Annotated in this window: 25 protein-coding genes; 14 read left to right on the forward strand and 11 right to left on the reverse strand. The window is 59.6% G+C overall.

The window, feature by feature from the left end:
- Window position 1: 1 nt before the first annotated feature.
- Together gatA and gatC are read right to left on the reverse strand one after the other, a co-directional pair.
- Window positions 2-1,453 carry an Asp-tRNA(Asn)/Glu-tRNA(Gln) amidotransferase subunit GatA gene (gene gatA / locus PSH79_RS04315; RefSeq protein WP_305441403.1) on the reverse strand — a complete coding sequence of 484 codons (1,452 nt, stop codon included), beginning with the start codon at window positions 1,451-1,453 and terminating at the stop codon, window positions 2-4.
- Window positions 1,454-1,469: 16 nt separating this feature from the next.
- Window positions 1,470-1,757, reverse strand: coding sequence for an Asp-tRNA(Asn)/Glu-tRNA(Gln) amidotransferase subunit GatC (gene gatC, locus PSH79_RS04320; protein WP_007901429.1), 288 nt, complete (start codon window positions 1,755-1,757; stop codon window positions 1,470-1,472).
- A 211-nt stretch (window positions 1,758-1,968) separates the two neighbouring features.
- Here gatC and mreB point away from each other — a divergent pair, with 211 nt between their 5' ends.
- The 8 genes from mreB to tldD all read left to right on the forward strand — a co-directional run bounded on the left by mreB (window position 1,969) and on the right by tldD (window position 13,159).
- Complete coding sequence (gene mreB, locus PSH79_RS04325; RefSeq protein WP_002555108.1) at window positions 1,969-3,006, forward strand: rod shape-determining protein MreB; 1,038 nt, start codon at window positions 1,969-1,971, stop codon at window positions 3,004-3,006.
- Window positions 3,007-3,177: 171 nt separating this feature from the next.
- Complete coding sequence (gene mreC, locus PSH79_RS04330) at window positions 3,178-4,275, forward strand: rod shape-determining protein MreC (RefSeq protein ID WP_305443873.1); 1,098 nt, start codon at window positions 3,178-3,180, stop codon at window positions 4,273-4,275.
- On the forward strand, window positions 4,275-4,766 hold the full coding sequence (mreD, locus tag PSH79_RS04335; protein WP_187676767.1) for a rod shape-determining protein MreD: 492 nt from the start codon (window positions 4,275-4,277) through the stop codon (window positions 4,764-4,766). Before mreC ends, mreD begins: the two co-directional genes overlap by 1 nt.
- A gap of 37 nt (window positions 4,767-4,803) precedes the next feature.
- A complete protein-coding gene (locus tag PSH79_RS04340) occupies window positions 4,804-5,400 on the forward strand; it encodes a nucleoside triphosphate pyrophosphatase (RefSeq protein ID WP_305441405.1) in 597 nt (198 codons plus the stop codon).
- Window positions 5,401-5,457: 57 nt separating this feature from the next.
- A complete protein-coding gene (gene rng / locus PSH79_RS04345; RefSeq protein WP_305441406.1) occupies window positions 5,458-6,915 on the forward strand; it encodes a ribonuclease G in 1,458 nt (485 codons plus the stop codon).
- Window positions 6,916-6,990: 75 nt separating this feature from the next.
- Window positions 6,991-10,794, forward strand: a complete 3,804-nt coding sequence (locus PSH79_RS04350) for a YhdP family protein (RefSeq protein WP_305441408.1) — start codon at window positions 6,991-6,993, stop codon at window positions 10,792-10,794.
- 58 nt (window positions 10,795-10,852) lie between these two features.
- Window positions 10,853-11,713: a carbon-nitrogen hydrolase family protein gene (locus tag PSH79_RS04355; protein ID WP_305441410.1), complete on the forward strand. Its 861-nt coding sequence runs from the start codon at window positions 10,853-10,855 to the stop codon at window positions 11,711-11,713.
- A 3-nt stretch (window positions 11,714-11,716) separates the two neighbouring features.
- Window positions 11,717-13,159 (forward strand): metalloprotease TldD, encoded by a 1,443-nt coding sequence (gene tldD, locus PSH79_RS04360; RefSeq protein ID WP_064387936.1) that lies wholly within the window; start codon window positions 11,717-11,719, stop codon window positions 13,157-13,159.
- Between the two features lie 51 nt (window positions 13,160-13,210).
- Here the strand turns inward: tldD and yjgA are convergent, their stop codons facing one another.
- A complete protein-coding gene (yjgA, locus tag PSH79_RS04365) occupies window positions 13,211-13,735 on the reverse strand; it encodes a ribosome biogenesis factor YjgA (RefSeq protein ID WP_007915377.1) in 525 nt (174 codons plus the stop codon).
- A gap of 102 nt (window positions 13,736-13,837) precedes the next feature.
- Between yjgA and pmbA the strand changes: the two genes are divergently transcribed.
- The 6 genes from pmbA to PSH79_RS04395 all read left to right on the forward strand — a co-directional run bounded on the left by pmbA (window position 13,838) and on the right by PSH79_RS04395 (window position 19,111).
- Window positions 13,838-15,190, forward strand: coding sequence for a metalloprotease PmbA (pmbA, locus tag PSH79_RS04370; RefSeq protein WP_305441412.1), 1,353 nt, complete (start codon window positions 13,838-13,840; stop codon window positions 15,188-15,190).
- Window positions 15,191-15,341: 151 nt separating this feature from the next.
- Window positions 15,342-15,749, forward strand: coding sequence for a FagA protein (locus PSH79_RS04375; RefSeq protein ID WP_305441413.1), 408 nt, complete (start codon window positions 15,342-15,344; stop codon window positions 15,747-15,749).
- Window positions 15,730-17,106: an aspartate ammonia-lyase gene (locus tag PSH79_RS04380; RefSeq protein WP_305441414.1), complete on the forward strand. Its 1,377-nt coding sequence runs from the start codon at window positions 15,730-15,732 to the stop codon at window positions 17,104-17,106. Before PSH79_RS04375 ends, PSH79_RS04380 begins: the two co-directional genes overlap by 20 nt.
- Before the next feature lie 27 nt (window positions 17,107-17,133).
- Window positions 17,134-17,574 (forward strand): hypothetical protein, encoded by a 441-nt coding sequence (locus PSH79_RS04385; RefSeq protein ID WP_305441415.1) that lies wholly within the window; start codon window positions 17,134-17,136, stop codon window positions 17,572-17,574.
- Window position 17,575: 1 nt separating this feature from the next.
- Entirely contained in the window at window positions 17,576-18,187 is a 612-nt protein-coding gene (locus PSH79_RS04390; RefSeq protein ID WP_305441416.1) for a superoxide dismutase, read from the forward strand.
- Window positions 18,188-18,217: 30 nt separating this feature from the next.
- Window positions 18,218-19,111, forward strand: coding sequence for a ZIP family metal transporter (locus tag PSH79_RS04395; protein WP_187676776.1), 894 nt, complete (start codon window positions 18,218-18,220; stop codon window positions 19,109-19,111).
- Window positions 19,112-19,114: 3 nt separating this feature from the next.
- Here PSH79_RS04395 and PSH79_RS04400 read toward each other — a convergent pair whose 3' ends face one another.
- The 8 genes from PSH79_RS04400 to lptC form a co-directional block, all read right to left on the reverse strand.
- Window positions 19,115-19,390: an HPr family phosphocarrier protein gene (locus tag PSH79_RS04400; RefSeq protein WP_305441417.1), complete on the reverse strand. Its 276-nt coding sequence runs from the start codon at window positions 19,388-19,390 to the stop codon at window positions 19,115-19,117.
- Between the two features lie 15 nt (window positions 19,391-19,405).
- On the reverse strand, window positions 19,406-20,263 hold the full coding sequence (gene rapZ / locus PSH79_RS04405; protein ID WP_305441419.1) for an RNase adapter RapZ: 858 nt from the start codon (window positions 20,261-20,263) through the stop codon (window positions 19,406-19,408).
- 2 nt (window positions 20,264-20,265) lie between these two features.
- On the reverse strand, window positions 20,266-20,730 hold the full coding sequence (gene ptsN / locus PSH79_RS04410) for a PTS IIA-like nitrogen regulatory protein PtsN (protein ID WP_305441420.1): 465 nt from the start codon (window positions 20,728-20,730) through the stop codon (window positions 20,266-20,268).
- Window positions 20,731-20,741: 11 nt separating this feature from the next.
- Complete coding sequence (gene hpf / locus PSH79_RS04415) at window positions 20,742-21,050, reverse strand: ribosome hibernation-promoting factor, HPF/YfiA family (RefSeq protein WP_187676780.1); 309 nt, start codon at window positions 21,048-21,050, stop codon at window positions 20,742-20,744.
- 73 nt (window positions 21,051-21,123) lie between these two features.
- Window positions 21,124-22,614 (reverse strand): RNA polymerase factor sigma-54, encoded by a 1,491-nt coding sequence (locus tag PSH79_RS04420; protein ID WP_305441421.1) that lies wholly within the window; start codon window positions 22,612-22,614, stop codon window positions 21,124-21,126.
- A gap of 187 nt (window positions 22,615-22,801) precedes the next feature.
- Complete coding sequence (gene lptB, locus PSH79_RS04425) at window positions 22,802-23,527, reverse strand: LPS export ABC transporter ATP-binding protein (protein WP_008085069.1); 726 nt, start codon at window positions 23,525-23,527, stop codon at window positions 22,802-22,804.
- Window positions 23,527-24,072: a lipopolysaccharide transport periplasmic protein LptA gene (gene lptA / locus PSH79_RS04430; RefSeq protein WP_008085067.1), complete on the reverse strand. Its 546-nt coding sequence runs from the start codon at window positions 24,070-24,072 to the stop codon at window positions 23,527-23,529. Before lptA ends, lptB begins: the two co-directional genes overlap by 1 nt.
- On the reverse strand, window positions 24,059-24,631 hold the full coding sequence (lptC, locus tag PSH79_RS04435; protein ID WP_305441423.1) for an LPS export ABC transporter periplasmic protein LptC: 573 nt from the start codon (window positions 24,629-24,631) through the stop codon (window positions 24,059-24,061). The genes lptA and lptC overlap by 14 nt, the downstream gene beginning before the upstream one ends.
- Between the last annotated feature and the right edge of the window lie 2 nt (window positions 24,632-24,633).

Raw genomic sequence — 24,633 nt, forward strand, 5'->3', positions numbered from 1 at the left:
CTCAGAAGCCGGTTGGGGTGCGGGTGTGCCAGTCAGTGTTCAACTGATACTGGTGCGCAACGTTAAGCAAACGGCCTTCCTGGAAATACGGCGCGAGCAATTGCACGCCAACCGGCAGACCGTCGACAAAACCGGCCGGCATCGACAGGCCCGGCAGGCCCGCGAGGTTGGCGGTGATGGTGTAAACGTCTTCCAGATAGGCAGCGACCGGGTCGCTGTTCTTGGCGCCGAGTTTCCAGGCCGGGTTCGGCGTGGTCGGGCCGAGGATGATGTCGACTTCATTAAAGGCAGCCATGAAGTCGTTCTTCACCAGACGACGGATCTTCTGCGCTTTCAGGTAGTAGGCGTCGTAGTAACCGGCGGACAGTGCGTAGGCACCGACCATGATCCGGCGCTGTACTTCAGGCCCGAAGCCTTCGCCGCGGGAGCGCTTGTACAGGTCGATCAGGTCTTTGGGGTGCTCGCAACGGTGGCCGAAACGCACGCCGTCGAAACGCGACAGGTTCGAAGAAGCTTCGGCCGGGGCGATCACGTAGTACGCAGGAATCGCGTGCTGCATGTTTGGCAGGCTGATTTCCTTGATCACGGCGCCGAGCTTCTGCAGCTCTTTAATGCTGTTCTGGATCAGATCGGCGATACGCGGGTCGAGACCTGCACTGAAGTATTCCTTCGGCACACCGATGCGCAGGCCCTGCAGCGAAGTGTTGAGGCCGGCGGAGTAATCCGGAACGGGCTCATCAATGCTGGTGGAGTCGTTCTGATCGAAGCCGGCCATACCTTGTAACAAAATCGCGCAGTCTTCGGCAGTGCGAGCCAGCGGTCCGCCCTGATCGAGGCTGGAGGCGTAGGCGATCATGCCCCAGCGCGAAACGCGACCGTAGGTTGGCTTCAGGCCGGTAAGGTTGGTGAACGCGGCTGGCTGACGGATCGAACCACCGGTGTCGGTGGCAGTGGCCGCAGGCAACAGACGAGCGGCAACGGCCGCCGCCGAACCACCGGACGAGCCGCCAGGCACGTGTTCCAGGTTCCACGGGTTTTTCACCGCGCCGTACCAGCTCGACTCGTTGGCCGAACCCATGGCGAATTCGTCCATGTTGGTCTTGCCCAGGGTCACGGCACCGGCCGCAGCCAGCTTCGCGACCACGGTGGCGTCATACGGGGCCTTGAAGTTGTCGAGCATCTTAGAGCCGCAACTGGTGCGGATGCCCTGGGTGCAGAACAGGTCTTTGTGGGCGATCGGCGCACCCAGCAGCGCGCCGCTCTCACCGTTGGCCCGGCGCACGTCGGCGGCTTTCGCCTGCTCAAGGGCCAACTCTTCGGTGAGGCTGATGAAACTGTTGAGCTGCGGATCGAGCCGGGTAATACGCGCCAGCAGGACTTTGGTCAGCTCTTCGGAGGAAAACTTTTTATCGGCGAGACCGCGGGCGATCTCGGCCAGAGTCATTTGATGCATTGCAGGCTCTTTCCCTTTAGTCGATGACTTTCGGAACCAGATACAGGCCGTTTTCGACCGCTGGTGCGATGGACTGGTAGGCCTCGCGATGATTGGTCTCGGTTACAACGTCGGCGCGCAGGCGCTGACTGGCTTCCAGCGGGTGGGCCAGAGGCTCGATACCGTCGGTATTAACAGCCTGCATTTCGTCGACCAGCCCGAGAATGCTGTTGAGGGCGGAAGTAATGTGCGGAAGATCGGCATCATTGAGGCCAAGGCAGGCCAAATGAGCGATTTTTTCCACGTCGGAGCGTTCTAGCGCCATCGGGATTCTCCAGTGGAAAACAGAACGGACGGCGTCCGTGTGTTAGATTGTCGGAACACTACCGCACTTCTACGGTCATAAGGCCGCGATTGTGGGGCTTGGTGCACAGAAAAGCGGCCAATTTAACATATTGGCGCCTTGCCCAAAATCCCTGTCGTTGTTAGAGTTTGCCGCACTTTTTTACCCACGCGTTGCCTAGGGTCCCTTTCCCATGTTCAAGAAACTGCGTGGCATGTTTTCCAGCGATCTTTCCATTGACCTGGGCACTGCCAACACCCTTATTTACGTGCGCGAGCGCGGTATCGTCCTGAATGAGCCATCGGTTGTGGCCATTCGGACACACGGTAACCAGAAAAGTGTCGTTGCTGTCGGCACCGAGGCCAAGCGCATGCTCGGCCGTACGCCGGGCAACATTGCTGCCATTCGTCCGATGAAGGACGGCGTGATCGCCGACTTCAGCGTCTGCGAAAAGATGCTGCAATACTTCATCAACAAGGTTCACGAAAACAGCTTTCTGCAGCCTAGCCCTCGTGTGCTGATCTGCGTTCCATGCAAATCCACCCAGGTTGAGCGTCGTGCCATCCGTGAATCGGCCCTCGGTGCCGGTGCGCGTGAAGTGTTCCTGATCGAAGAGCCAATGGCTGCTGCGATCGGTGCCGGCCTGCCGGTAGAAGAAGCGCGCGGTTCGATGGTCGTCGATATCGGTGGTGGTACTACCGAAATCGCGCTGATCTCCCTGAACGGTGTGGTTTACGCCGAATCCGTCCGTGTTGGCGGCGACCGTTTCGATGAAGCGATCATCACTTATGTTCGCCGCAACTACGGCAGTCTGATCGGCGAATCCACCGCTGAGCGCATCAAGCAGGAAATCGGTACGGCCTACCCGGGCGGCGAAGTTCGCGAAGTCGACGTTCGCGGTCGCAACCTGGCCGAAGGCGTTCCACGTGCATTCACCCTGAACTCCAACGAAGTGCTGGAAGCTCTGCAAGAGTCCCTGGCCACTATCGTTCAGGCCGTGAAAAGCGCGCTGGAGCAGTCGCCGCCGGAACTGGCTTCCGACATCGCCGAGCGTGGCCTGGTGCTGACCGGTGGTGGCGCGCTGCTGCGTGACCTCGACAAGTTGCTGGCTCAGGAAACCGGTCTGCCGGTGATCGTTGCCGAAGATCCGCTGACTTGCGTTGCTCGCGGCGGTGGCCGTGCATTGGAAATGATGGATAAGCACACCATGGATCTGCTCTCGAGCGAATAAGTCGCCGAGTGCAATACGTGGGTGAGCGCGCAGGCAGCACTTTGCAGTGCTGCCTGTTGGCGTTTATCTTCTGTCAGTCTTCATCCAGGCCGGTTTGATGCCGTATGAATAAACAGAACATTTGCCTGGGAGGAGCGGCTTATTAAACCGCTTTTCGCCAAGGGCCCTTCACTGGGCGTCCGCCTGTTGGTGCTGGCCGTGTTGTCGGTTGCGCTGATGGTGGTCGATGCCCGCTTTGATCTGCTCAAGCCTGCGCGCAAACAAGCGTCGCTGGTGCTGATGGATGCCTACTGGATCACCGACCTGCCCGGACGGCTGTGGGACGGTATCGCCAGCCAGTTCGGCAGTCGCACCGAACTCATCGCCGAAAACGAAAAACTCAAGACTGAAAACCTGCTGTATCAGGGCCGCATGCAAAAGCTTGCCGCACTGACCGAGCAGAACGTTCGGTTGCGCGAGTTGCTCAATTCTTCAGCGCTGGTCAACGAAAAGGTTGAAGTCGCCGAGTTGATCGGCATGGACCCCAACCCCTTCACCCACCGCATCATCATCAATAAAGGTGAGCGCGACGGCGTGGTCCTCGGTCAGCCGGTGCTCGATGCACGCGGTCTGATGGGGCAGGTGGTCGAGTTGATGCCGTACACCTCCCGTGTATTGCTGCTGACCGACTCAACTCACAGCATTCCTGTGCAAGTGAACCGTAACGGTTTGCGGGCAATCGCCAGCGGTACCGGCAACCCGGAACGTCTGGAACTACGCCACGTCGCCGACACGGCGGATATCAAGGAAGGCGATTTGCTGGTCAGCTCTGGCCTCGGTCAGCGTTTTCCAGCGGGTTACCCGGTGGCGACGGTCAAGGAAGTGATCCACGATTCCGGTCAACCGTTCGCAATCGTTCGCGCCGTGCCGACTGCTGCGTTGAACCGTAGTCGCTACCTGCTGCTGGTGTTCAGCGACTCGCGTACCGCCGAGGAGCGCGCCAACGACGCCGCGCAGGCTCAGGAAGCTCTGGATGCCCATGGCGGCGGCCCGATGCAGCCGGCCAACGTTTCGCGACCGCTGGTCATGCCGGCGCCCGCCGCAACGCCAACCGCCGAACAGGCCCCCGCCGCCACAGTGCCCGCCGCGACACCGGTCAAGCCTGGCGCGAGCAAGCCGCCGGCGACTGCTCCGACGGCGACAAAGCCACCGGCCTCTGCGCCAGCAGCCAGCAAACCGCCCGCCAAACCGCCGGCGACGGCGCCAGTCACCCCTGGGGGACGAGAATAATGGTCGGTGTAAAAGCCTCTCGAAATGGCTGGATGGTCTGGCTGACGTTTGTTATCGGCCTGTTGCTCAGCGTTTCGCCGTTACCGATTTTCATGGAAATCCTTCGTCCGCTGTGGCTGGCCCTGCTGCTGACGTTCTGGGCGCTGTACATGCCGCAGACGGTCGGTATGGTCACGGCGTTCTGCCTGGGTCTGGCCGAAGACGTGCTGCAGGGCGATCTGTTCGGGCAGAACGCGCTCGTCCTTTCGCTGATCACTTTCCTGGTGCTGTCATTGCAACAACGCTTGCGAATGTTCCCGATGTGGCAGCAGTGTCTGGTGATCCTGGTGATCTTCGGCCTCGCACAACTGGTGCAGCTGTGGCTCAGTGCTTTGACCGGCAACCGTCAGCCGACCCTGGCGCTGGTCCTGCCGGCACTGGTCAGCGCCTTGCTCTGGCCCTGGATCAGTTTCGCCCTGCGTGGATTGCGCCGCCGCTACAAAATCAATTGATCCGGTGAAGCAGGGCACTGAACAGGGAGATGTTTTGATGAAGCCGCTTTACCTCGCCTCTGGATCGCCGCGTCGACGTGAGTTGCTCACGCAGATCGGCGTTCCGTTCTCCGCCATCAGTGCGGACATCGATGAAACCCCTTTATCCGAAGAATTGCCTTCGGCCTATGTCGAACGCCTCGCGCGCGGCAAGGCTGAGGCCGGCCGGCGCACGGTGGTGTCCGACCAGGCATTCTGCGTGCTGGGTGCCGACACCGCAGTGGTGCTGGACGGCAAAATTCTTGGCAAACCGGTGGACGAAGCCGATGCATGCGCCATGCTGATGATGTTGTCCGGCAAGGAGCATGAAGTGCTGACGGCGATTGCCGTGCTCGAAGGTGAGCGCTGCGACTCGCGGGTGGTACGCAGTCTGGTGCGGTTCCGGCCGATCAGCCGCGAAGAGGCCGCTGCCTACTGGGCCAGCGGCGAGCCCCGGGACAAGGCTGGCGGATACGGCATTCAGGGGCTCGGCGCGGTGTTTGTCGCGGGGCTCAATGGCAGTTATTCGGCGGTGGTCGGGTTGCCTGTTTGCGAAACCGCAGAACTGTTGGGCCATTTCGGCATACCCTGTTGGCAAAACCTGAACGCGCAATAAGCGTCGTACGAACAAGATGCGGCCATTATCGTGAACACGCCTGAACGAGATCCTGCCATGAGTGAAGAGATTCTGATCAACATCACGCCGATGGAGTCGCGCGTGGCGGTGGTCGAAAACGGTGTGCTGCAAGAAGTCCACGTCGAGCGCACGCAAAAACGCGGGATCGTCGGCAACATCTATAAAGGCAAGATAGTCCGGGTGCTGCCGGGTATGCAGGCAGCGTTCGTCGACATCGGTCTGGACCGTGCGGCGTTCATTCATGCCGCTGAGATTTCTCTGCGCGAAGGCCCGGCGGTGGAAAGCATCAGCGCGCTGGTGCACGAAGGCCAGAGCCTGGTGGTGCAAGTCACCAAAGATCCGATAGGCTCCAAAGGCGCGCGGTTGACCACGCAGTTGTCGATTCCGTCGCGCTACCTGGTGTACATGCCACGCACCGCCCACGTCGGTATTTCGCTGAAAATCGAAGACGAAGCCGAGCGCGATCGCCTTAAGCAGGTGGTCACCGATTGTGTGGCCAAAGAAGGCATCAAGGAGGCTGGCGGCTTTATTCTGCGTACCGCCGCTGAAGGCGCAGGGGCCGATGAGATCCTTATGGACATCCGCTACCTGCGGCGCCTGTGGGATCAGATCAACGAACAGATCAAAACCATATCTGCGCCGAGTGTGATCTACGAAGATCTCGGTCTGGCCCTGCGCACGCTGCGTGACCTGGTCAATCCAAAGATCGAGAAAATCCGCATCGATTCCCGGGAAACCTTCCAGAAAACCACGCAATTCGTCGCCGAACTGATGCCTGAAATCGCCGACCGTCTGGAACATTATCCGGGCGAGCGACCGATTTTCGATTTGTACGGCGTCGAAGACGAAATCCAGAAAGCCCTTGAGCGCAAAGTACCGCTGAAATCCGGCGGTTATCTGGTGGTCGATCCGGCGGAAGCCATGACCACCATCGACGTCAATACCGGGGCATTCGTCGGTCATCGCAATCTCGAAGAAACCATCTTCAAGACCAACCTCGAAGCGGCCACTGCGATTGCCCGGCAGATGCGTCTGCGCAATCTGGGCGGGATCATCATCATCGACTTCATCGACATGGAAGATGAGGAGCATCAGCGCCAGGTGTTGCGTACGTTGGAGAAACAGCTGGAGCGCGATCACGCCAAGACCAACATCATCGGGATCACCGAGTTGGGCCTGGTGCAGATGACCCGCAAGCGCACGCGCGAAAGCCTTGAGCAAGTGCTGTGCGAGCCGTGCAGCAGTTGTCAGGGGCGCGGCAAACTGAAGACTGCGGAAACCATCTGTTACGAGATTTTCCGCGAGATCCTTCGCGAAGCCCGGGCCTATCAGGCTGAGGGTTATCGCGTCCTGGCGAACCAGAAAGTGGTCGATCGTCTACTGGATGAAGAGTCCGGTAACGTCGCCGAGCTTGAAGGATTTATCGGCCGCACCATACGCTTTCAGGTCGAAACCATGTATTCCCAGGAACAATATGACGTGGTGCTGCTCTGAACCCCTGCGTCATCTTTTTTCCAAAACGGCTGGCCTCAGCTTTTCGCAGTATTTTTGCCATGGGAGCCAACTGACATGGAGCGTCTGACACGCATTCTGGCCGCACTCACCCGCTGGGGGCTGGGCCTGTGCGCGTTGGTTCTGGTGCTGATGGCGCTGTACGTCAGTCTCGGCCGGGAACTGACCCCGTTGGTGGCCGAATACCGCGCTGACATCGAAGACAAGGCCAGTGCGGCCCTCGGCATGCCGTTGCAGATCGGCGAACTGGAGGGTAATTGGAGCGGTTTTGCGCCAATTCTGCTGGCCCATGATGTGATGGTCGGCGACGGTGCCAACGCCCTGCGTCTTGATCGGGTGCGCGCAGTACCGGATCTGTGGGCCAGTCTGTTGGCCCGGGAAGTGCGCATCGCCCATCTGGAATTCAATGGCCTGAAAATCAGCCTCAAGGAATCCGAGGACGGCACCTGGGCGCTGGAAGGCTTGCCGGTGCGCAAGGATCAACCGTTCGATCCAGAGCAGTTGTTCAATCGCTCGCAAATGATTCAGCAACTCTCGGTGCTCGACAGTCAGGTGACCTTGCAGCCACTGGATCACGCGCCGATGACCCTCACCTACGTCGGCCTCAACCTGAAAACCGGTGCCAGTCGTCAGCGTCTCGATGCACGTTTGACCCTGCCTGATGGCCAACCCGTTGCACTGAACCTGCGAACTCGAATCCGCCCCGACCAATGGCAAAACAGCGCGATAGAAGGCTACGCCAGCCTGCCGCAAAGTGATTGGTCGAAGTGGCTGCCAGAGCGCCTCACCCAACAGTGGAATTTCTCCGAGATCAAGGCCGGCGGCGAGCTCTGGGTGAACTGGGCCGAGGGCACGCTGCAAAGTGCGGCGCTGCGTTTGAACGCACCGCAAGTGACTGGTGCCTACGCCGAGCGTAAGCCGATCCAGATCAACAATCTGGCGCTCAACGCCTACTACAAAAACAGTGCCAACGGCGCGACCGTCACCTTTGATTCGCTGGCGATGAACTTCGGCGAAACCCGTTGGGAGACGCGCGTCCAGGTGCAGCAGACGCGCGCCACTGACAAGGTCGATGAGCTCTGGCACTTGCAGGCGGATCGTCTCGATCTCACCCCGATCACCCCGTTACTCAATGCGTTGGGGCCGTTGCCGCAAGGCTTCGCCACCGTGGTCGAGCGCCTGAAAGTGACTGGTGGGCTGCGCAACGTGTTGCTGGATTTCCGCCCGAACGCCACTGACGGTACAAAATTCGGCTTTGCCACCAACCTCGATAACGTCGGTTTTGATGCCTATCACGGCGCCCCCGCGGCAAGGAATGTCAGCGGCAGCCTCAGCGGTAATCTCGATGGCGGCGAGTTGCGCATGGACAGCAAGGATTTCGTCCTGCACCTCGATCCGATCTTCGCCAAGCCATGGCAATACATTCAGGCCAACGCGCGGTTGACCTGGAAGCTCGATAAAGAGGGCTTCACCCTGATCGCGCCGTACCTGAAGGTACTGGGCGAGGAGGGCAAGATTGCCGGTGACTTCCTCATTCGCCTGCATTTCGATCACAGCCAGGAAGACTACATGGACTTGCGGGTCGGTCTTGTCGATGGCGACGGCCGCTACACCGCCAAGTATTTGCCCGAAGTGTTGAGCCCGGCGCTCGACGAATGGCTGCGCACCGCGATTCTCAAAGGCGCGGTGGATCAGGGCTTCTTCCAGTACCAAGGTTCGCTGAGCAAAAATGCCGGGGAGGCCGACCGCAGCATCAGCCTGTTCTTCAAGGTGCATGACGCCGAACTGGCCTTCCAGCCGGGCTGGCCGCATGTGAGCAAGGTCAGTGGTGACGTGTTCATCGAAGACAGCGGCGTGCGGATCTGGGCCAGCAAGGGCCAGTTGCTCGATACGCAGGTCAGTGATGTTTTCGTCAATATTCCCCATGTTCCGTCGGGTCAGAACACCCATATGTTTCTCGACGGCGCCTTTGCCGGTGGACTGGGTGACGGGCTGAAGATCCTGCAGGAAGCACCGATCGGCACCGCCGACACCTTCGCCGGCTGGGAAGGCTCGGGCGATCTGCAAGGCAAGCTAAAACTGGATATTCCGCTGGCCAAGGGAGACCAGCCGAAAATCCTCGTCGACTTCAAAACCGCCAATGCGCGGCTGAAACTCGCCGAACCGAAACTGGAGCTGACGCAACTCAAGGGTGACTTCCGTTTCGACAGCGCCAAGGGGCTCAGCGGGCAGAACATCGCAGCTCGGGCGTTCGACAAACCGGTCACCGCGCAAATCTTTGCCGATGGCAGCCCCGGCAAGCTCAGAACCCGAGTGGCCGCTTCGGGACAGGTCGAGGTCAAGAAACTCACTGACTGGCTCGGCGTGACTCAGCCGTTACCGGTGACCGGGACGATTCCCTATCAGTTGCAACTGAACCTCGACGGCGCCGACAGCCAGTTGATGGTCAGCTCCAGCCTCAAAGGGGTGGCTGTCGACCTGCCCGCACCGTTCGGCATGGCGGCTGATGTCGGCCGCGACACGGTGTTCCGCATGACCCTGCAAGGGCAGGAGCGGCGTTACTGGGTCAATTACGATCAACTGGCCAATTTCACCTTTGCCGCACCACCGACGAATTTCGCTGACGGGCGCGGCGAGTTGTTTCTCGGTGCAGGCGACGCTGTGCTGCCGGGCGCCAAGGGCTTGCGTATTCGCGGCGTGCTGTCGGAGCTGGACGTTGCGCCGTGGCAGGATCTGGTCAACAAATATGCCGGACAGGACCCGGGCGGCAGTGCCAAGCAACTGTTGAGCAGTGCTGACTTCAAGATCGGCAAGCTCACGGCGTTCGGCACCACGCTGGATCAGGCCTCGGTTCAGGTCAATCGCAAACCTGGGGCGTGGAATCTGGCGCTCGACAGTCAGCAAGCCAAAGGTACCGCCAGCCTTGCGGATGCCAAAAGCACGCCGATTGCGGTGAATCTGCAATACGTGCGGCTGCCGGCGCCCGACCCGACGGTACAGGCCGACGAAAACTCACCAGACCCGTTGGCGTCGGTGGATCCATCGAAAATTCCAGCGCTGGATATCACCATCAATCAACTGTTCCTCGGCCAGGATCTGGTCGGTGGCTGGTCGCTCAAAGTGCGCCCGACCGCCAAAGGCATCGCCCTGAACAACCTCGACATGGGCCTCAAAGGCATTCTGTTGCAGGGCAACGGCGGCTGGGAAGGCGCGCCGGGGTCGACCAGCAGTTGGTTCAAGGGCCGGATTGGCGGCAAGAATCTGGCCGACGTGCTCAAGGGCTGGGGCTTTGCGCCGAGCGTGACCAGTGAAGAGTTCCATATGGACGTCGATGGCCGCTGGCCGGGTTCGCCGGCTTGGCTGGCGACCAAACGCTTCTCCGGCACCCTTGATGCGTCGCTGAACAAGGGCCAGTTTGTCGAAGTCGAGGGCGGTGCGCAGGCACTGCGGGTGTTTGGGCTGCTGAACTTCAACTCCATCGGCCGCCGTTTGCGTCTGGATTTCTCCGACCTGTTCGGCAAAGGCTTGAGCTACGACCGGGTCAAGGGACTATTGGTTGCTAGCAATGGTGTGTATGTGACACGGGAACCGATCCGCCTGACCGGGCCGTCGAGCAACCTCGAACTGGACGGTACCCTGGATCTGGTCGGTGATCAGGTCGATGCCAAATTGCTGGTGACCTTGCCGGTGACCAACAACCTGCCGATTGCCGCGCTGATCGTCGGTGCCCCGGCGGTCGGTGGTGCGCTGTTCCTCATCGACAAACTGATCGGTGACCGTGTGGCACGTTTTGCCAGTGTGAAATACACCGTCAAAGGCCCGTGGAAAGAACCGAAAATCACTTTCGATAAGCCTTTTTGAACAGCCAGGCCTTGAGACGATGGAGTAGCATGGCCGCATACCTCTTGCGGAGTTCGCCATGTCTTTAGCGGTCATTCAAATGGTCAGCCAGAGTGATGTGCTGGCCAATCTGGCTCAGGCCCGGCGCTTGCTCGAACAGGCTGCGGCCGGTGGCGCGAAGCTGGCCGTGTTGCCGGAAAACTTCGCTGCCATGGGCCGTCGCGACATCGCTGACATCGGTCGCGCAGAAGCATTGGGCGAGGGTCCGATCCTGCCATGGTTGAAACAGACGGCCCGCGACCTCAGGTTATGGATAGTCGCCGGCACATTGCCGTTACCCCCCATCGATCAACCGACGGCCAAGTCGCATGCATGCTCGCTGCTGATCAACGATCAGGGCGAAACCGTTGCACGGTATGACAAGCTGCACCTGTTTGATGTGGATGTGGCGGACAATCGCGGGCGTTACCGCGAATCCGATGACTATGCTTATGGCGGTGGTGTGGTGGTTGCGGATACACCGGTCGGCAAAGTCGGTCTGACCGTGTGTTATGACCTGCGTTTTCCGGAGCTGTACAGCGAATTACGTGCCGCCGGTGCCGAGTTGATTACGGCACCTTCAGCCTTTACCGCGGTGACCGGCGCGGCGCATTGGGATGTGCTTATTCGCGCGCGGGCCATCGAGACTCAGTGTTACGTGTTGGCGGCAGCACAGGGCGGGACCCATCCGGGACCGCGGGAAACCTTCGGGCATGCGGCGATCGTCGACCCGTGGGGGCGTGTGCTGGCGCATCAGGATCAAGGCGAAGCGGTGCTGTTGGCCGAACGCGATAGCGATGAACAGGCGTCCATCAGGGCGCGAATGCCGGTGACGCGTCATCGGCGGTTTTTCTCTCAGGGCGCACAGCGACCTGCTTCAGAACATGAATTTAAGGCCTAAACCATGAGCGAGTTGTTGTCCTCAGTCAGTGATCACCTTTTGGCGCCCGGCGGCGTGACGATCGAGAGCCTGCAAGGCGTGCTCGGCGATCTGGCCGGCCCTGGCATCGATGCTGCCGACCTGTATTTCCAGGGCCAGATCTCCGAGTCCTGGGCGCTGGAAGACGGCATCGTCAAGGAAGGCAGCTTCAACCTCGACCAGGGTGTCGGCGTGCGTGCGCAGTCCGGTGAGAAAACCGGTTTCGCCTACAGCAACGCGATCACTCTCGAAGCCCTCGGCGCTGCGGCGCGTGCAGCACGCTCGATTTCCCGTGCCGGGCAAAACGGCACGGTGCAGGCGTTCTCCACACAAGACGTCGCCCAGTTGTATGCGCCGGACAATCCGCTGGAAGTCCTGACGCGTGCCGAGAAAGTCGAACTGCTCAAGCGCATCGACGTCGCCACTCGCGCCCTCGATCCGCGCATCCAGCAAGTCAGCGTGAGCATGGCCGGGGTCTGGGAGCGGATTCTGGTGGCGTCCACCGACGGCGGCCTGGCGGCGGATGTGCGTCCGCTGGTGCGCTTCAACGTCAGCGTGATCGTCGAGCAGAATGGTCGTCGCGAGCGCGGCGGCCATGGCGGCGGCGGACGTACCGACTACCGTTATTTCCTCGCGGAAGACCGCGCCATGGGGTATGCCCGTGAAGCGCTGCGTCAGGCTTTGGTAAACCTCGAAGCGATTCCAGCGCCGGCCGGTACCTTGCCCGTCGTATTGGGTTCGGGCTGGTCTGGCGTGCTTTTGCACGAAGCGGTCGGCCACGGTCTGGAGGGCGACTTCAACCGCAAGGGCAGCTCCGCTTACAGCGGGCGCATGGGCGAGATGGTCGCTTCGAAACTCTGCACCATCGTCGATGACGGCACCCTGAGCGGTCGTCGCGGTTCGCTGAGTGTCGACGACGAAGGCACCCCGACCGAATGCACCACGCTGATCGAAAACGGCGTACTCAAGGGCTACATGCAGGACAAGCTCAACGCGCGTCTGATGGGCGTCGCCCGTACTGGCAACGGTCGTCGTGAATCCTATGCGCACCTGCCGATGCCACGGATGACCAACACCTATATGCTCGGTGGCGAAAGCGACCCGGCGGAAATCATCGCTTCGGTGAAGAAAGGCATCTACTGCGCCAACCTTGGCGGCGGTCAGGTCGACATCACCAGCGGCAAGTTCGTGTTCTCCACCAGTGAGGCTTATTTGATCGAGGACGGCAAGATCACCGCACCGGTTAAAGGCGCGACGTTGATCGGCAACGGTCCCGAAGCGATGAGCCGGGTGTCGATGGTCGGTAACGATCTGGCGCTGGACAGCGGTGTTGGGACGTGCGGCAAGGATGGGCAGTCGGTGCCGGTGGGTGTTGGCCAGCCGACGCTGAAAATCGATGCGATCACCGTGGGTGGCACGGGCGCATAAGAAGAGGTGGAGCTGCGGGTGGCGCACTGGGCGACCACCCGATGACGAATATCAACGCAGGCCGCGTTGAGTCTCGTCCAGCTCACGGATGTACTTGAAGATCTTGCGGCTCGATGCAGGAGGTTTGTTTTGCGCAACCTCATGCTGGGCCTGACGGATCAGGGAACGCAATTGCTGGCGATCGGCGTCCGGGTACTCGACGACGAATTTCTCCAACACAGCATCGTCGCCCGCGATCAGGCGATCACGCCAGCGTTCGAGATTGTGGAAACGCTCGTTGTACTGGCGAGTCGAGGCATCCAGTTGATCGAGCAGCGTCAGAATCGCGTCAGTGTCCTGATCGCGCATCAGCTTGCCGATGAACTGCAAGTGCCGTTTACGCGCGATGTTCGCGGTGTGCTTGGGCGCATCGGCCAATGCCCGGCGCATCGCGTCGGTCAGCGGCAGTTTTGCGATCAAGTCAGGCTTGAGTGTTGTAAGGCGCTCGCCGAGGTCAACCAGAGCATGCAGCTCGCGTTTGACCTGAGATTTGCTTTTTTCTCCCGTATCGAGGGAGTCGTCGTAAGAATCAACCATGGTGGCAGTCCGCAAAGAAACGCCGCCATGATAACCAGTCGGGGGCCGCTTGTCCGGCCCGGTCGCTCGATGACCCCAGCCGAAAGCAGAATTTGAGTGGAGATGAGCATGAGTGCAGTTCAAAGCGTCGGCCCGCAGGCATTGCCGGCACTGCAGGAACAAGTCGAGCAGATCATCGCCGAAGCCAAGCGTCAGGGCGCCAGTGCCTGCGAAGTCGCGGTGTCGCTGGAGCAGGGGCTGTCGACATCGGTACGCCAGCGCGAAGTCGAAACGGTCGAGTTCAACCGCGATCAGGGCTTTGGCATCACGCTGTATGTCGGTCAGCGCAAAGGCTCCGCCAGCACCTCTGCCACCGGGCCTGATGCGATTCGCGAAACGGTCGCCGCCGCACTGGCCATCGCCAAGCACACGTCCGAAGACGAAGCCTCGGGCTTGGCCGATGCAGCACTGATGGCCAAGGATCAGCAGGATTTCGATCTGTTTCATGAGTGGGATATCACACCGGAGCAGGCCATCGAGAAGGCATTGCTCTGCGAAGCAGCGGCGTTTGATGCCGATGCACGAATCAAGAACGCCGACGGCACTACGCTCAGCACTCATCAGGGGTGTCGCGTGTATGGCAACAGTCATGGTTTCATTGGTGGCTATGCGTCGACCCGGCACAGCCTGAGCTGCGTGATGATCGCCGAGGCCGACGGCCAGATGCAGCGCGATTACTGGTATGACGTGAATCGTCAGGGCACTTTGCTCGCTGACCCGGTGAGCATTGGCCAACGTGCCGCGCATCGGGCGGCGAGCCGTCTGGGCGCGCGTCCGGTGCCGACTTGCGAAGTCCCGGTGCTGTTTTCTGCAGAACTGGCGGGTGGGTTGTTCGGCAGCTTCCTGTCGGCGGTCTCCGGCGGAAGTCTTTATCGCAAATCGTCTTTCCTGGAAGGCACGCTAGGGCAGAAACTGTTCCCGGAATGGCTGACCATCGACGAGCGTCCGCACCTGATGCGCGCCATGGGCAGTGCTTCTTATGACGGTGATGGCCTGGCAACTTACGCCAAACCGTTCGTCGAAAAAGGTGAGCTGGTTTCGTACATCCTCGGCACTTATTCCGGGCGCAAACTCGGCATGCCGAGCACCGCCAACGCCGGTGGTGTGCACAACCTGTTTGTCACCCATGGCGATGAAGACCAGGCTGCTCTGCTGCGCCGCATGGGTCGTGGGCTGTTAGTCACTGAGTTGATGGGCCATGGTTTGAACATGGTCACCGGTGACTATTCGCGCGGGGCGGCGGGTTTCTGGGTCGAGAACGGCGAGATCCAGTTCGCGGTGCAGGAAGTGACCATCGCCGGCAACATGCGCGACATGTTCAAGCAGATTGTCGCCGTGGGTAATGATCTGGAGTTGCGCAGCAATATCCGCACCGGTTCGGTATTGATCGAACGGATGACGGTTGCGGGCAGCTAAACCCGGTACCGTAATACCAAAAGGCGCGCCATCCGATCGGGTGGCGCGCCTTTTTTATGCCTGCCACAACGATGACCCTAAAAAAGGTACTCTTGTTTTGGTTCTCATTATCATCTAATAATAAATCTCATCTCCGAACGAGTCCCGGATCATGAGTTCTGCCTTGCATGAGCAGCCGTACCTCGAAAACTGGCGCTGGATGAGTCGCCAGATCCGTTGCGCGATGGATCCCGACGAACCGCGCCTGATCGAACACTATCTGGCCGAAGGCCGGTATCTGGCTTGCTGTACGGCAACTTCCCCATGGACCATCGCTGAAACCTCGTTCCGTCTGCTGCTCGACACAGCCACCGACATCGCCTTGCCGTGGCACTGGCGCAGCCTCTGTCTCGATCAAGCCTGGCGCCCGTTGCGTGAAATGGAGCGCCTGTCGCTGTGCAAATGCCGGCTCAAGCGCTGGCAGCGCTACACCTGGCAACTGGCGACTTGCGAGTTGCAGCCCTCGATTTCTCTCATAGAACTGGTGCAAGGATTTTCAGATGACCAAGACACGTATTGAGCGCGACAGCATGGGCGAACTGCAGGTGCCGGTGGACGCTCTCTACGGCGCGCAAACCCAGCGCGCGGTGGATAACTTCCCGATCAGCGGCAAGCCGATGCCGACGCAATTCATCCGTGCGCTGATCCTGGCGAAAGCCGCTGCCGCCCGGGCCAATGTCGAGCTCAACCAGATCAGCGCCGCCCAGGGCAAAGCCATCAGCGACGCCGCTCAAGGCCTGCTCGAAGGCGACTTCATGAAGCATTTTCCTGTGGATATCTTCCAGACCGGATCCGGCACCAGTTCCAACATGAACGCCAACGAAGTGATCGCCACGTTGGCCAGCCGTCTTCTCGATGAGCCCGTCAATCCGAACGATCACGTCAACTGCGGGCAGAGCAGCAACGACATCATCCCGACCACCATCCACGTCAGCGCCGCGCTGGCGTTGCACGAACAACTGCTGCCGGCACTGCTGCACCTGGTGCAAGTCATCGAGCGCAAAGCCGGGCAAGTGCATCACCACGTCAAAACCGGTCGAACACATTTGATGGACGCGATGCCGGTACGGATGAGCCAGGTACTCAACGGCTGGGCGCAACAGCTCAAGGCCAACATCGGTCATCTGCAGGATTTGCTGCCGAGCCTGCAATCACTGGCGCAGGGCGGCACGGCGGTTGGCACTGGCATCAATGCGCATCCTGAATTCGCCGCGCGTTTCAGCCGTCAGTTGAGCCAGTTGACCGATGTGCAATTCACCCCGGGCAAGGATCTGTTTGCGCTGATCGGCTCGCAGGACACCGCCGTGGCTGTCTCCGGCCAGCTCAAAGCCACCGCTGTGTCGCTGATGAAAATTGCCAACGACCTGCGCTGGATGAACTCCGGCCCACTCGCCGGCCTCGGCGAAATAGAACTGGAAGCGCTGCAACCAGGCTCATCGATCATGCCGGGCAAGGTCAATCCGGTGATCCCGGAAGCCACCGCCATGGTTGCGGCACAAGTGATCGGCAACGATTCGGTGATCACCATCGCCGGTCAATCGGGCAACTTCGAGCTGAACGTGATGCTGCCGATCATCGCGCAGAACCTGTTGAGCAGCATCGAACTGCTGGCCAACTCCAGCCGCCTGCTTGGTGACAAGGCTATCGCCAGCTTCAAGGTCAACGAATCGCGTTTGAAAGAAGCGTTGTCGCGCAACCCGATTCTGGTCACCGCGCTCAACCCGATCATCGGTTACCAGAAAGCCGCCGAAATCGCCAAGCAGGCCTACAAGCAGGGTCGCCCGGTGATCGACGTCGCGCTGGAACACACCGACCTGTCGCGTAGCCAACTGGAAGAGTTGCTCAATCCCGAGAAACTCACCGCCGGTGGCGTGTAATCACCGTAACCGCTTTGGAGGTTCACCATGGAGCACTGGAAACGCACAATCGAACGGGCCAATCGCTGCTTCATGCTGGGCGAACTGATCGACGCTCGTGAGGCTTACCTGCAAGCCCTTGCCCTGGCGCAAGTGTTGTTCGAGCGCTGGGCGGATGCCGACGAAGCGGTGGCGGCCTGCGTCATCTCCCATCACAACCTGGCGGATCTGCACCTGTGCCTGAATCAGCCGGAGGAGAGCGCAGAGTATCTCTGCGCGATCCATCAAAGGTTGTTGCAGACCATGCAGGACGAGCGTTTACGCCTGGCGCTGCGCGAAGCAGCGTTGCGCCAAAGCAGCAAGACCTATGTCGAGTTATTGAATTTCATCAGCGAGCACGGCGAATACCCGCGCACTCAGCGCCTGCTGCACCCGGATACCGGCAACACGCGCCGCGCGCCTGCCCCTCATCACCATGGAGTCCACTGAAATGGCTTTTACCTTGCCTGCCTTGCCCTACGCCTACAACGCCCTGGAGCCGCACATTGATGCGCAGACCATGGAAATCCACTACACCAAGCATCACCAAACGTACATCAACAACCTCAACGCGGCAGTCGAAGGCACCGAATATGCCGAATGGCCGGTAGAAAAACTGGTGGCCAGCGTCCAGCAATTGCCGGAAAAACTCCGTGCGGCGGTGATCAATCAGGGCGGCGGTCACGCCAACCATTCGCTGTTCTGGGAAGTCATGGTGCCAAGTGGCGGCGGCAAGCCGGACGGTGCGCTGGCCAAGGCCATTGATGAACAATTGGGTGGTCTCGACAGTTTCAAAGAGGCATTCACCAAAGCTGCACTGACCCGTTTCGGCAGCGGTTGGGCCTGGCTCAGCGTGACCCCGGAGAAGACGCTGATTGTGGAAAGCAGCGGCAACCAGGACAGCCCGCTGATGAGTGGCAACACGCCGATTCTCGGTCTGGATGTCTGGGAACACGCCTACTACCTGCGCTACCAGAACCGCCGTCCGGAATACATCAACGCGTTCTACAACGTGATCAATTGGCCTGAAGTTGCTGCGCGCTATCACGCCGCACTGGTTTAAGTCTTCTATAAAAACAATCCAAGGCTGACTATGGGCACTGAAACACTGGCGATCGGAAGTGGGCGTATGTTTCGTTACGCAGTGGGATCGCTGTTGCTGTTAGCGGGTATGACCTTGCTGGTCGCCCACGGACTGGAATGGCTGAACCTGGAACCGCGGCTGTCACGGGCGTTGCAGGGCGGTGCGATCTGCGCCCTCGGCACGGCGCTTGGCGCTGTGCCAGTGCTGGTGATTCGAAACATGCCGCAGGCGTTAGGCGATACGTTGCTCGGTTTCGGTGCCGGGGTGATGCTGGCAGCGACGGCTTTTTCGTTGATCGTCCCGGGCATTGCCGCTGCCGAAAGCCTTGGACTGACACCTTGGGCAGCCAGCGGCCTGATCTGCTTCGGCATCATGCTCGGCGCGTTCGGCCTGTACCTGGTTGATCGCAGGGTCTCTGGCGCCTCACCCGAAATGCTCATCGGCACGGTCGAGCACCCGGTGATTCCACCGCGGATCTGGCTGTTTGTGTTCGCCATCATTGCCCATAACATTCCGGAGGGCATGGCGGTCGGCGTGTCGGCCGGCGGCGGAATGCCCGATGCGGACAGTCTGGCCATGGGCATCGCGTTGCAGGATGTGCCGGAAGGTCTGGTGATCGCGCTGGTGCTGGCCGGTGCGGGGATGTCGCGGGTCAAAGCGTTTTTGATCGGTGCAGCGTCAGGGCTGGTCGAGCCGGTGTTTGCGCTGCTCTGTGCGTGGCTGGTCAGCCTGGCGCAGGTGTTGTTGCCCTTGGGCCTGGCGCTGGCGGCGGGAGCGATGTTGCTGGTGGTGACCCACGAAGTGATCCCCGAGTCGCGACGCAATGGTCATGACAAACTGGCCAGCCTTGGGCTGTTGGTCGGGTTTTGTCTGATGATGGTGATGGATACGGCTTTGGGTTGAAGATCAACCACCCTCGCCGAAGTAGTCATTGATCAAATTCTTCAGCGCTTCCAGCGCTTCTTGTTCTTGCTCGCCCTTGGTACTTATATAGATTTTTGTACCTTTGCCGGCAGCGAGCATCATCATTGCCATGATGCTTTTGCCATCAACCGTAGTCTCTGGAGTTCGGCCCACTCTGATTGAGCAATCCTTGAACTCGCCTGCCACCCCGACGAACTTGGCTGACGCACGGGCATGCAAACCCAGTTTATTGATGATTTCGATTTCCAGAGCAGGCATCGCGGTGTGAATCCTTTAAGTGAGGTCGCGGTGGCGAACCTGGACGTTCTTCAGGGTTTTCTGCAGGGCCTGACCCAGACGTTCGGTCAGGTAGACGGAGCGGTGATGTCCGCCGGTGCAGCCAATGGCAATGGTGACGTAGGCGCGGTTGCTCGCGGCGAAGCGCGGCAGCCATTTGTGCAGGTAGCCGAAAATGTCCTGGAACATTTCCTCTACCTCCGGCTGCGCCGCCAGGTACTCGGCCACTGGCTCATCAAGACCGGATTGCGCGCGTAGTTCTGGCTTCCAGTACGGATTGGGCAGGCAGCGTACGTCGAACACCAGATCGGCGTCGACTGGCATGCCGCGCTTGAAACCGAAAGACTCGACCAGATACGCCGTACCTGGCTCCGGTTGGTTCAGCAAGCGCAGCTTGATGGTATCGCGCAGCTGGTAAAGGTTCAGATGGGTGGTGTTGACCTTGAGGTCGGCCAGATCGGCGATCGGGCCGAGCAGGGCGGTCTCATCGTTGATGGCTTCAGCCAGCGACCGATTGGCGGTGCTCAGCGGGTGCCGACGACGGGTTTCCGAGAAACGTTTGAGCAGAGTTTCTTCGTCAGCGTCCAGGTACAACACATCGCACTGGATGTGGCGGCTACGGACTTCTTCAAGCAATTCGGGGAAACGCGAGAGATGACTCGGCAGATTGCGCGCATCGATCGACACCGCCACCAGCGGTTGTGCCAGTTCAGTATGAATGAGTGCGCGTTCTGCCAGTTCCGGCAGCAGGCCCGCCGGCAAATTGTCGATGCAGTAGTAGCCGTTGTCCTCAAGGACATTCAACGCCGTACTTTTGCCCGAGCCGGAACGGCCACTGACGATGATCAAGCGCATGATTAGTGCCCGCTTTGTTCGTCCACGACGACCTGATACAAGCCTTGGTTGCTCGAAGCACTGCGCAATTTTTCGCGAACGTCCTTGCGATCCAGCATGCTGGCGATCTGACGCAGCAATTCCAGATGCGCATCGGTCGCGGCTTCCGGTACCAGCAATACGAACAGCAGGTCAACCGGAGCACCGTCGATGGCGTCGAAATCGATTGGGGCTTCAAGGTGCATCAAGGCGCTGATAGGCGATTGGCAACCCTTGAGGCGGCAGTGAGGAATGGCGATGCCGTTGCCGAAACCGGTGGAACCGAGTTTCTCACGAGCGATCAGGGCCTCGTATACATCTTGCATCTCCAGAGCCGGCACTTCGCGGGCGATCAGGTTGGCAATCTGTTCGAGGGCTTTCTTTTTGCTGCCGCCCGGCACGTTCACGAGGGAACGGCCGGGGGTCAGGATATTTTCAAGTCGGATCATGGAGTGGTGGGTTATCGACCGGTAGCGCCCTGTAGCAGGCTCTGGGTCTTTTCCTTATGCTTTTTGAGTTGTTTATCCAGCTTGTCGGTCAGGGCGTCGATCGCGGCGTACATATCGGTATGTTCCGCGTTGGCGACCACTTCACTGCCGGGTATATGCAAGGTGGCTTCGATTTTCTGCTTCAGCTTTTCGACGCACATCGTGACTTGCACGTTGGTGATCTTGTCGAAATGGCGCTCCAATCGTTCGAGTTTCTCGTTGATGTAGGTGCGCAGAGGTTCGGTCACTTCCAGTTGGTGTCCACTGATGTTGACTTGCATACAGCTTCTCCTTCGTTGCCAGTGCATAAAGCGGCAGGCCGAAAAGCCTGCCACTGGAACGCTGTAACGTGGCTTACATCAACCGCTTGCGTTCGCTCGAAGGCGCGATCCCTAGGGACTCGCGGTACTTGGCGACGGTGCGGCGAGCCACCTGAATGCCTTGTGCCTCCAGTAAACCAGCGATCTTGCTGTCACTCAACGGCTTTTTCTGATTTTCCGCGGCAACCAGTTTTTTGATGATCGCGCGGATCGCCGTGGACGAGCATTCACCGCCTTCGGAGGTGCTGACGTGGCTGGAAAAAAAGTATTTCAATTCATAGATACCGCGTGGGGTATGCATGAATTTTTGCGTGGTCACCCGGGAAATCGTCGATTCGTGCATGCCGACCGCTTCGGCGATGTCATGCAGGACCAGCGGCTTCATGGCTTCATCGCCGTATTCCAGAAACCCGCGCTGATGCTCGACGATCTGGGTGGCAACTTTCATCAGGGTTTCGTTGCGGCTTTGCAGGCTCTTGATGAACCAGCGCGCTTCCTGCAACTGATTGCGCATGAAGGTGTTGTCGGCACTGGTATCGGCGCGTCGCACGAAGCCGGCGTACTGGGCGTTGACCCGTAGGCGTGGCACCGACTCCTGATTGAGCTCGACCAGCCAGCGCTCGTTGTCCTTGCGCACGATGACGTCCGGTACGACGTACTCGGCTTCAGTCGATTCGATCTGCGAGCCCGGGCGCGGGTTAAGGCTCTGTACCAGCTCGATGACCTGACGCAACTCGTCTTCCTTGAGCTTCATGCGCCGCATCAACTGGCTGTAATCCCGGCTGCCCAGCAGGTCGATGTAATCAGTGACCAGACGTTTCGCTTCGACCAGCCAAGGCGTCTTGGCCGGCAACTGGCGCAGCTGCAGCAGCAGGCATTCGCCAAGATTGCGGGCGCCGATGCCGGCAGGTTCGAATTGCTGGATGCGGTGCAGAACGGCTTCGATTTCGTCCAGCTCGATGTCCAGTTCCGGATCGAACGCTTCGAGAATCTCTTCGAGGGTTTCGTCCAGATAACCCTGATTGTTGATGCAATCGATCAGGGTGACGGCGATCAGTCGATCGGTGTCGGACATCGGCGCGAGGTTAAGTTGCCACAGAAGATGGCTTTGCAGGCTTTCGCCGGCGGAGGTGCGGGTGGTGAAGTCCCACTCGTCATCGTCGCTGCTGGGCAGGCTGCTGGCGCTAGTCTGGTAGACGTCTTCCCAGGCCGTATCGACCGGAAGCTCGTTGGGGATGCGTTCGCTCCAGTCGCCCTCCTCCAGGTTATCTACCGTCGGGGCGGTTTCCTGATAGGAGGGTTCCTGGATCTCGGTGGGCTTCTGTTCGGCGTTGTCGGCCAGAGGATCGGAGTTGTCGAAGTCGTCGCCTTCTTCCTGGCGTTCGAGCATCGGATTGGATTCCAGGGCCTCCTGGATTTCCTGTTGCAGATCCAGGGTCGACAATTGGAGCAGGCGGATGGCCTGTTGCAGCTGCGGTGTCATCGTCAGCTGCTGGCCCATTCTCAAGACTAGCGATGGTTTCATGGCAGGGGCTTAACACCTTATTCGCCGGCGCTATGCGCCATCCACTACAGGGCGCCGGAGCGCCAAACTTAAGCAAATTATATGCCTGAAACTGAAGTGTTTGCCTAGAGCGCTGTAACAATTAAAGCGTATTAAATTCTGCTTGAATCGATACAGCGTCCGGGCGGCTCACTTGGCACTAATAGGCTTACAGGCGGAATTCATGGCCCAGATACACTTCCTTGACCAGATCGTTGGCCAGGATGGTCTCTGCATCGCCTTCGGCAATCAACTGACCGTCGTTGACGATGTAGGCGGTTTCGCAGATGTCCAGCGTCTCACGGACGTTGTGGTCGGTGATCAGAACACCGATGCCCTTGGCCTTGAGATGATGGATGATCTGCTTGATGTCGCCGACCGAGATCGGGTCGACACCGGCGAACGGTTCGTCGAGCAGGATGAATTTCGGTGCTGTCGCCAGGGCGCGGGCGATTTCCACCCGTCGGCGTTCACCACCGGACAGGCTCATGCCGAGGTTGTCGCGAATGTGGCTGATGTGGAATTCCTGCAGCAGGCTTTCCAGCTCCTTGCGACGGCCGGCCTTGTCGAGTTCCTGGCGGGTCTCGAGGATGGCCATGATGTTATCGGCCACCGACAGTTTGCGGAAGATCGACGCTTCTTGCGGCAGATAGCCAATACCCGCCTTGGCGCGACCGTGCATCGGCTGGTGGCTGACGTCCAGATCATCGATCAGTACACGGCCCTGATCGGCCTGTACCAGGCCAACGATCATGTAGAAACATGTGGTCTTGCCGGCACCGTTGGGGCCAAGCAGGCCGACAATCTGGCCGCTGTCGATCGACAGGCTGACGTCACGCACGACCTGGCGGCTTTTATAGGCCTTGGCCAGGTGCTGAGCTTTCAGAGTTGCCATTACTGGGTTTTCTCTTCGGTTTTCTTCTTTGGCTGGATCACCATGTCGATGCGCGGACGCGCTTCGGTGACTTTGCTGCCGGTAGCGCGGCCGGCGCTGGCCAGTTTCTTCACGGTGTCATAGACGATTTTCTCGCCCTGGGTGGTGTTGTTGTCCTTGTCGACAACCTTGGCTTTGTCGATCAGCACAACGCGGTTTTGCGCAGCGTGGTACTGGATCGTCACGCCCCAGCCCTGAACAGGTTTGGTATCGCCAGCGGTTTGCAGTTGCTCGAAGTAGGCCAGGTTGCCCACCGAGGTCACCACGTCGATGTCACCGGTCGGGGTGCGGGTGATGGTTACGGTGTTGCCGGTAACCTTCATCGAACCCTGGGTGATGATCACGTCGCCTTTATAAGTGGCAACGCCATTCTTGTCGTCCAGTTGGGCATCGTCGGCCTGAATGCGGATTGGCTGCTCTTGATCGTTCGGCAGAGCCCAGGCGCTCACGCTTCCCAGTGCTGCGCCCAGACTGAGCAAAATAGGGAGGGTTTTAACGAGCCTCATACTGTCCTCTTACGTTCGATTGCAGGTGTATCCTGCTTTCCTTCAGATACGCTTTCATTCCTACGCCAGTCGATACACCGCCAGCGCCTTCGATTCTAACGGGTTGCGCGGTCTGCGCATATTCCTGCTGCGGGAACACCGTCATGCGAGTGGACGTGATCAAGGTGGCGCGGTTCTTTTCATCGGTGCGCTTGATGCGTACTGAATCTATCAACTCGACTTCGGTGCCGCCCGAGTTCACTTCGCCGCGCTCGCTGGTCACGTGCCACGGGAAATCCGTGCCGCGGTACATGTTCAGGTCAGGCTTGGTGACGAGCGTGATGTCGGTCGCCTTGACGTGCTCGGCCTTTTCGGAGGTCATTTCATACTGCACCTTGCCGTCCGGAAGGTATTGCAGAGTGTGCGTGTTGGTCGCATACCAGTCGATAGGCGTTTCCACGGAGGAAACCGCAGGCTTGTCGAGGAAGCGTTCCGGGCTGATGTTCCAGTAGCCGACCGCAGCGAATATCGCGGCGATGCAACCGAACAGCAGGAAGTTACGAAATTTTTTGCTGAACATGG

It is taken from the genome of Pseudomonas sp. FP2196, assembly GCF_030687715.1.
Taxonomy (GTDB): Bacteria; Pseudomonadota; Gammaproteobacteria; order Pseudomonadales; family Pseudomonadaceae; genus Aquipseudomonas.

Excerpts from the sequence above, each read along its gene's own strand:
- mreB (WP_002555108.1), top strand. The coding sequence starts at position 1,969 with ATGTTCAAGAAACTGCGTGGCATGTTTTCCAGCGATCTTTCCATTGAC.
- PSH79_RS04340 (WP_305441405.1), top strand. The coding sequence starts at position 4,804 with ATGAAGCCGCTTTACCTCGCCTCTGGATCGCCGCGTCGACGTGAGTTG.
- PSH79_RS04400 (WP_305441417.1), bottom strand. The coding sequence starts at position 19,390 with ATGCCTGCTCTGGAAATCGAAATCATCAATAAACTGGGTTTGCATGCC.
- lptB (WP_008085069.1), bottom strand. The coding sequence starts at position 23,527 with ATGGCAACTCTGAAAGCTCAGCACCTGGCCAAGGCCTATAAAAGCCGC.
- lptC (WP_305441423.1), bottom strand. The coding sequence starts at position 24,631 with ATGTTCAGCAAAAAATTTCGTAACTTCCTGCTGTTCGGTTGCATCGCC.
- lptA (WP_008085067.1), bottom strand. The coding sequence starts at position 24,072 with ATGAGGCTCGTTAAAACCCTCCCTATTTTGCTCAGTCTGGGCGCAGCA.
- ptsN (WP_305441420.1), bottom strand. The coding sequence starts at position 20,730 with ATGATCCGACTTGAAAATATCCTGACCCCCGGCCGTTCCCTCGTGAAC.
- PSH79_RS04390 (WP_305441416.1), top strand. The coding sequence starts at position 17,576 with ATGGCTTTTACCTTGCCTGCCTTGCCCTACGCCTACAACGCCCTGGAG.
- PSH79_RS04395 (WP_187676776.1), top strand. The coding sequence starts at position 18,218 with ATGGGCACTGAAACACTGGCGATCGGAAGTGGGCGTATGTTTCGTTAC.
- PSH79_RS04380 (WP_305441414.1), top strand. The coding sequence starts at position 15,730 with ATGACCAAGACACGTATTGAGCGCGACAGCATGGGCGAACTGCAGGTG.
- PSH79_RS04385 (WP_305441415.1), top strand. The coding sequence starts at position 17,134 with ATGGAGCACTGGAAACGCACAATCGAACGGGCCAATCGCTGCTTCATG.
- gatC (WP_007901429.1), bottom strand. The coding sequence starts at position 1,757 with ATGGCGCTAGAACGCTCCGACGTGGAAAAAATCGCTCATTTGGCCTGC.
- PSH79_RS04355 (WP_305441410.1), top strand. The coding sequence starts at position 10,853 with ATGTCTTTAGCGGTCATTCAAATGGTCAGCCAGAGTGATGTGCTGGCC.
- rng (WP_305441406.1), top strand. The coding sequence starts at position 5,458 with ATGAGTGAAGAGATTCTGATCAACATCACGCCGATGGAGTCGCGCGTG.
- rapZ (WP_305441419.1), bottom strand. The coding sequence starts at position 20,263 with ATGCGCTTGATCATCGTCAGTGGCCGTTCCGGCTCGGGCAAAAGTACG.
- PSH79_RS04350 (WP_305441408.1), top strand. The coding sequence starts at position 6,991 with ATGGAGCGTCTGACACGCATTCTGGCCGCACTCACCCGCTGGGGGCTG.
- PSH79_RS04420 (WP_305441421.1), bottom strand. The coding sequence starts at position 22,614 with ATGAAACCATCGCTAGTCTTGAGAATGGGCCAGCAGCTGACGATGACA.
- tldD (WP_064387936.1), top strand. The coding sequence starts at position 11,717 with ATGAGCGAGTTGTTGTCCTCAGTCAGTGATCACCTTTTGGCGCCCGGC.
- PSH79_RS04375 (WP_305441413.1), top strand. The coding sequence starts at position 15,342 with ATGAGTTCTGCCTTGCATGAGCAGCCGTACCTCGAAAACTGGCGCTGG.
- pmbA (WP_305441412.1), top strand. The coding sequence starts at position 13,838 with ATGAGCATGAGTGCAGTTCAAAGCGTCGGCCCGCAGGCATTGCCGGCA.
- hpf (WP_187676780.1), bottom strand. The coding sequence starts at position 21,050 with ATGCAAGTCAACATCAGTGGACACCAACTGGAAGTGACCGAACCTCTG.
- gatA (WP_305441403.1), bottom strand. The coding sequence starts at position 1,453 with ATGCATCAAATGACTCTGGCCGAGATCGCCCGCGGTCTCGCCGATAAA.
- yjgA (WP_007915377.1), bottom strand. The coding sequence starts at position 13,735 with ATGGTTGATTCTTACGACGACTCCCTCGATACGGGAGAAAAAAGCAAA.
- mreD (WP_187676767.1), top strand. The coding sequence starts at position 4,275 with ATGGTCGGTGTAAAAGCCTCTCGAAATGGCTGGATGGTCTGGCTGACG.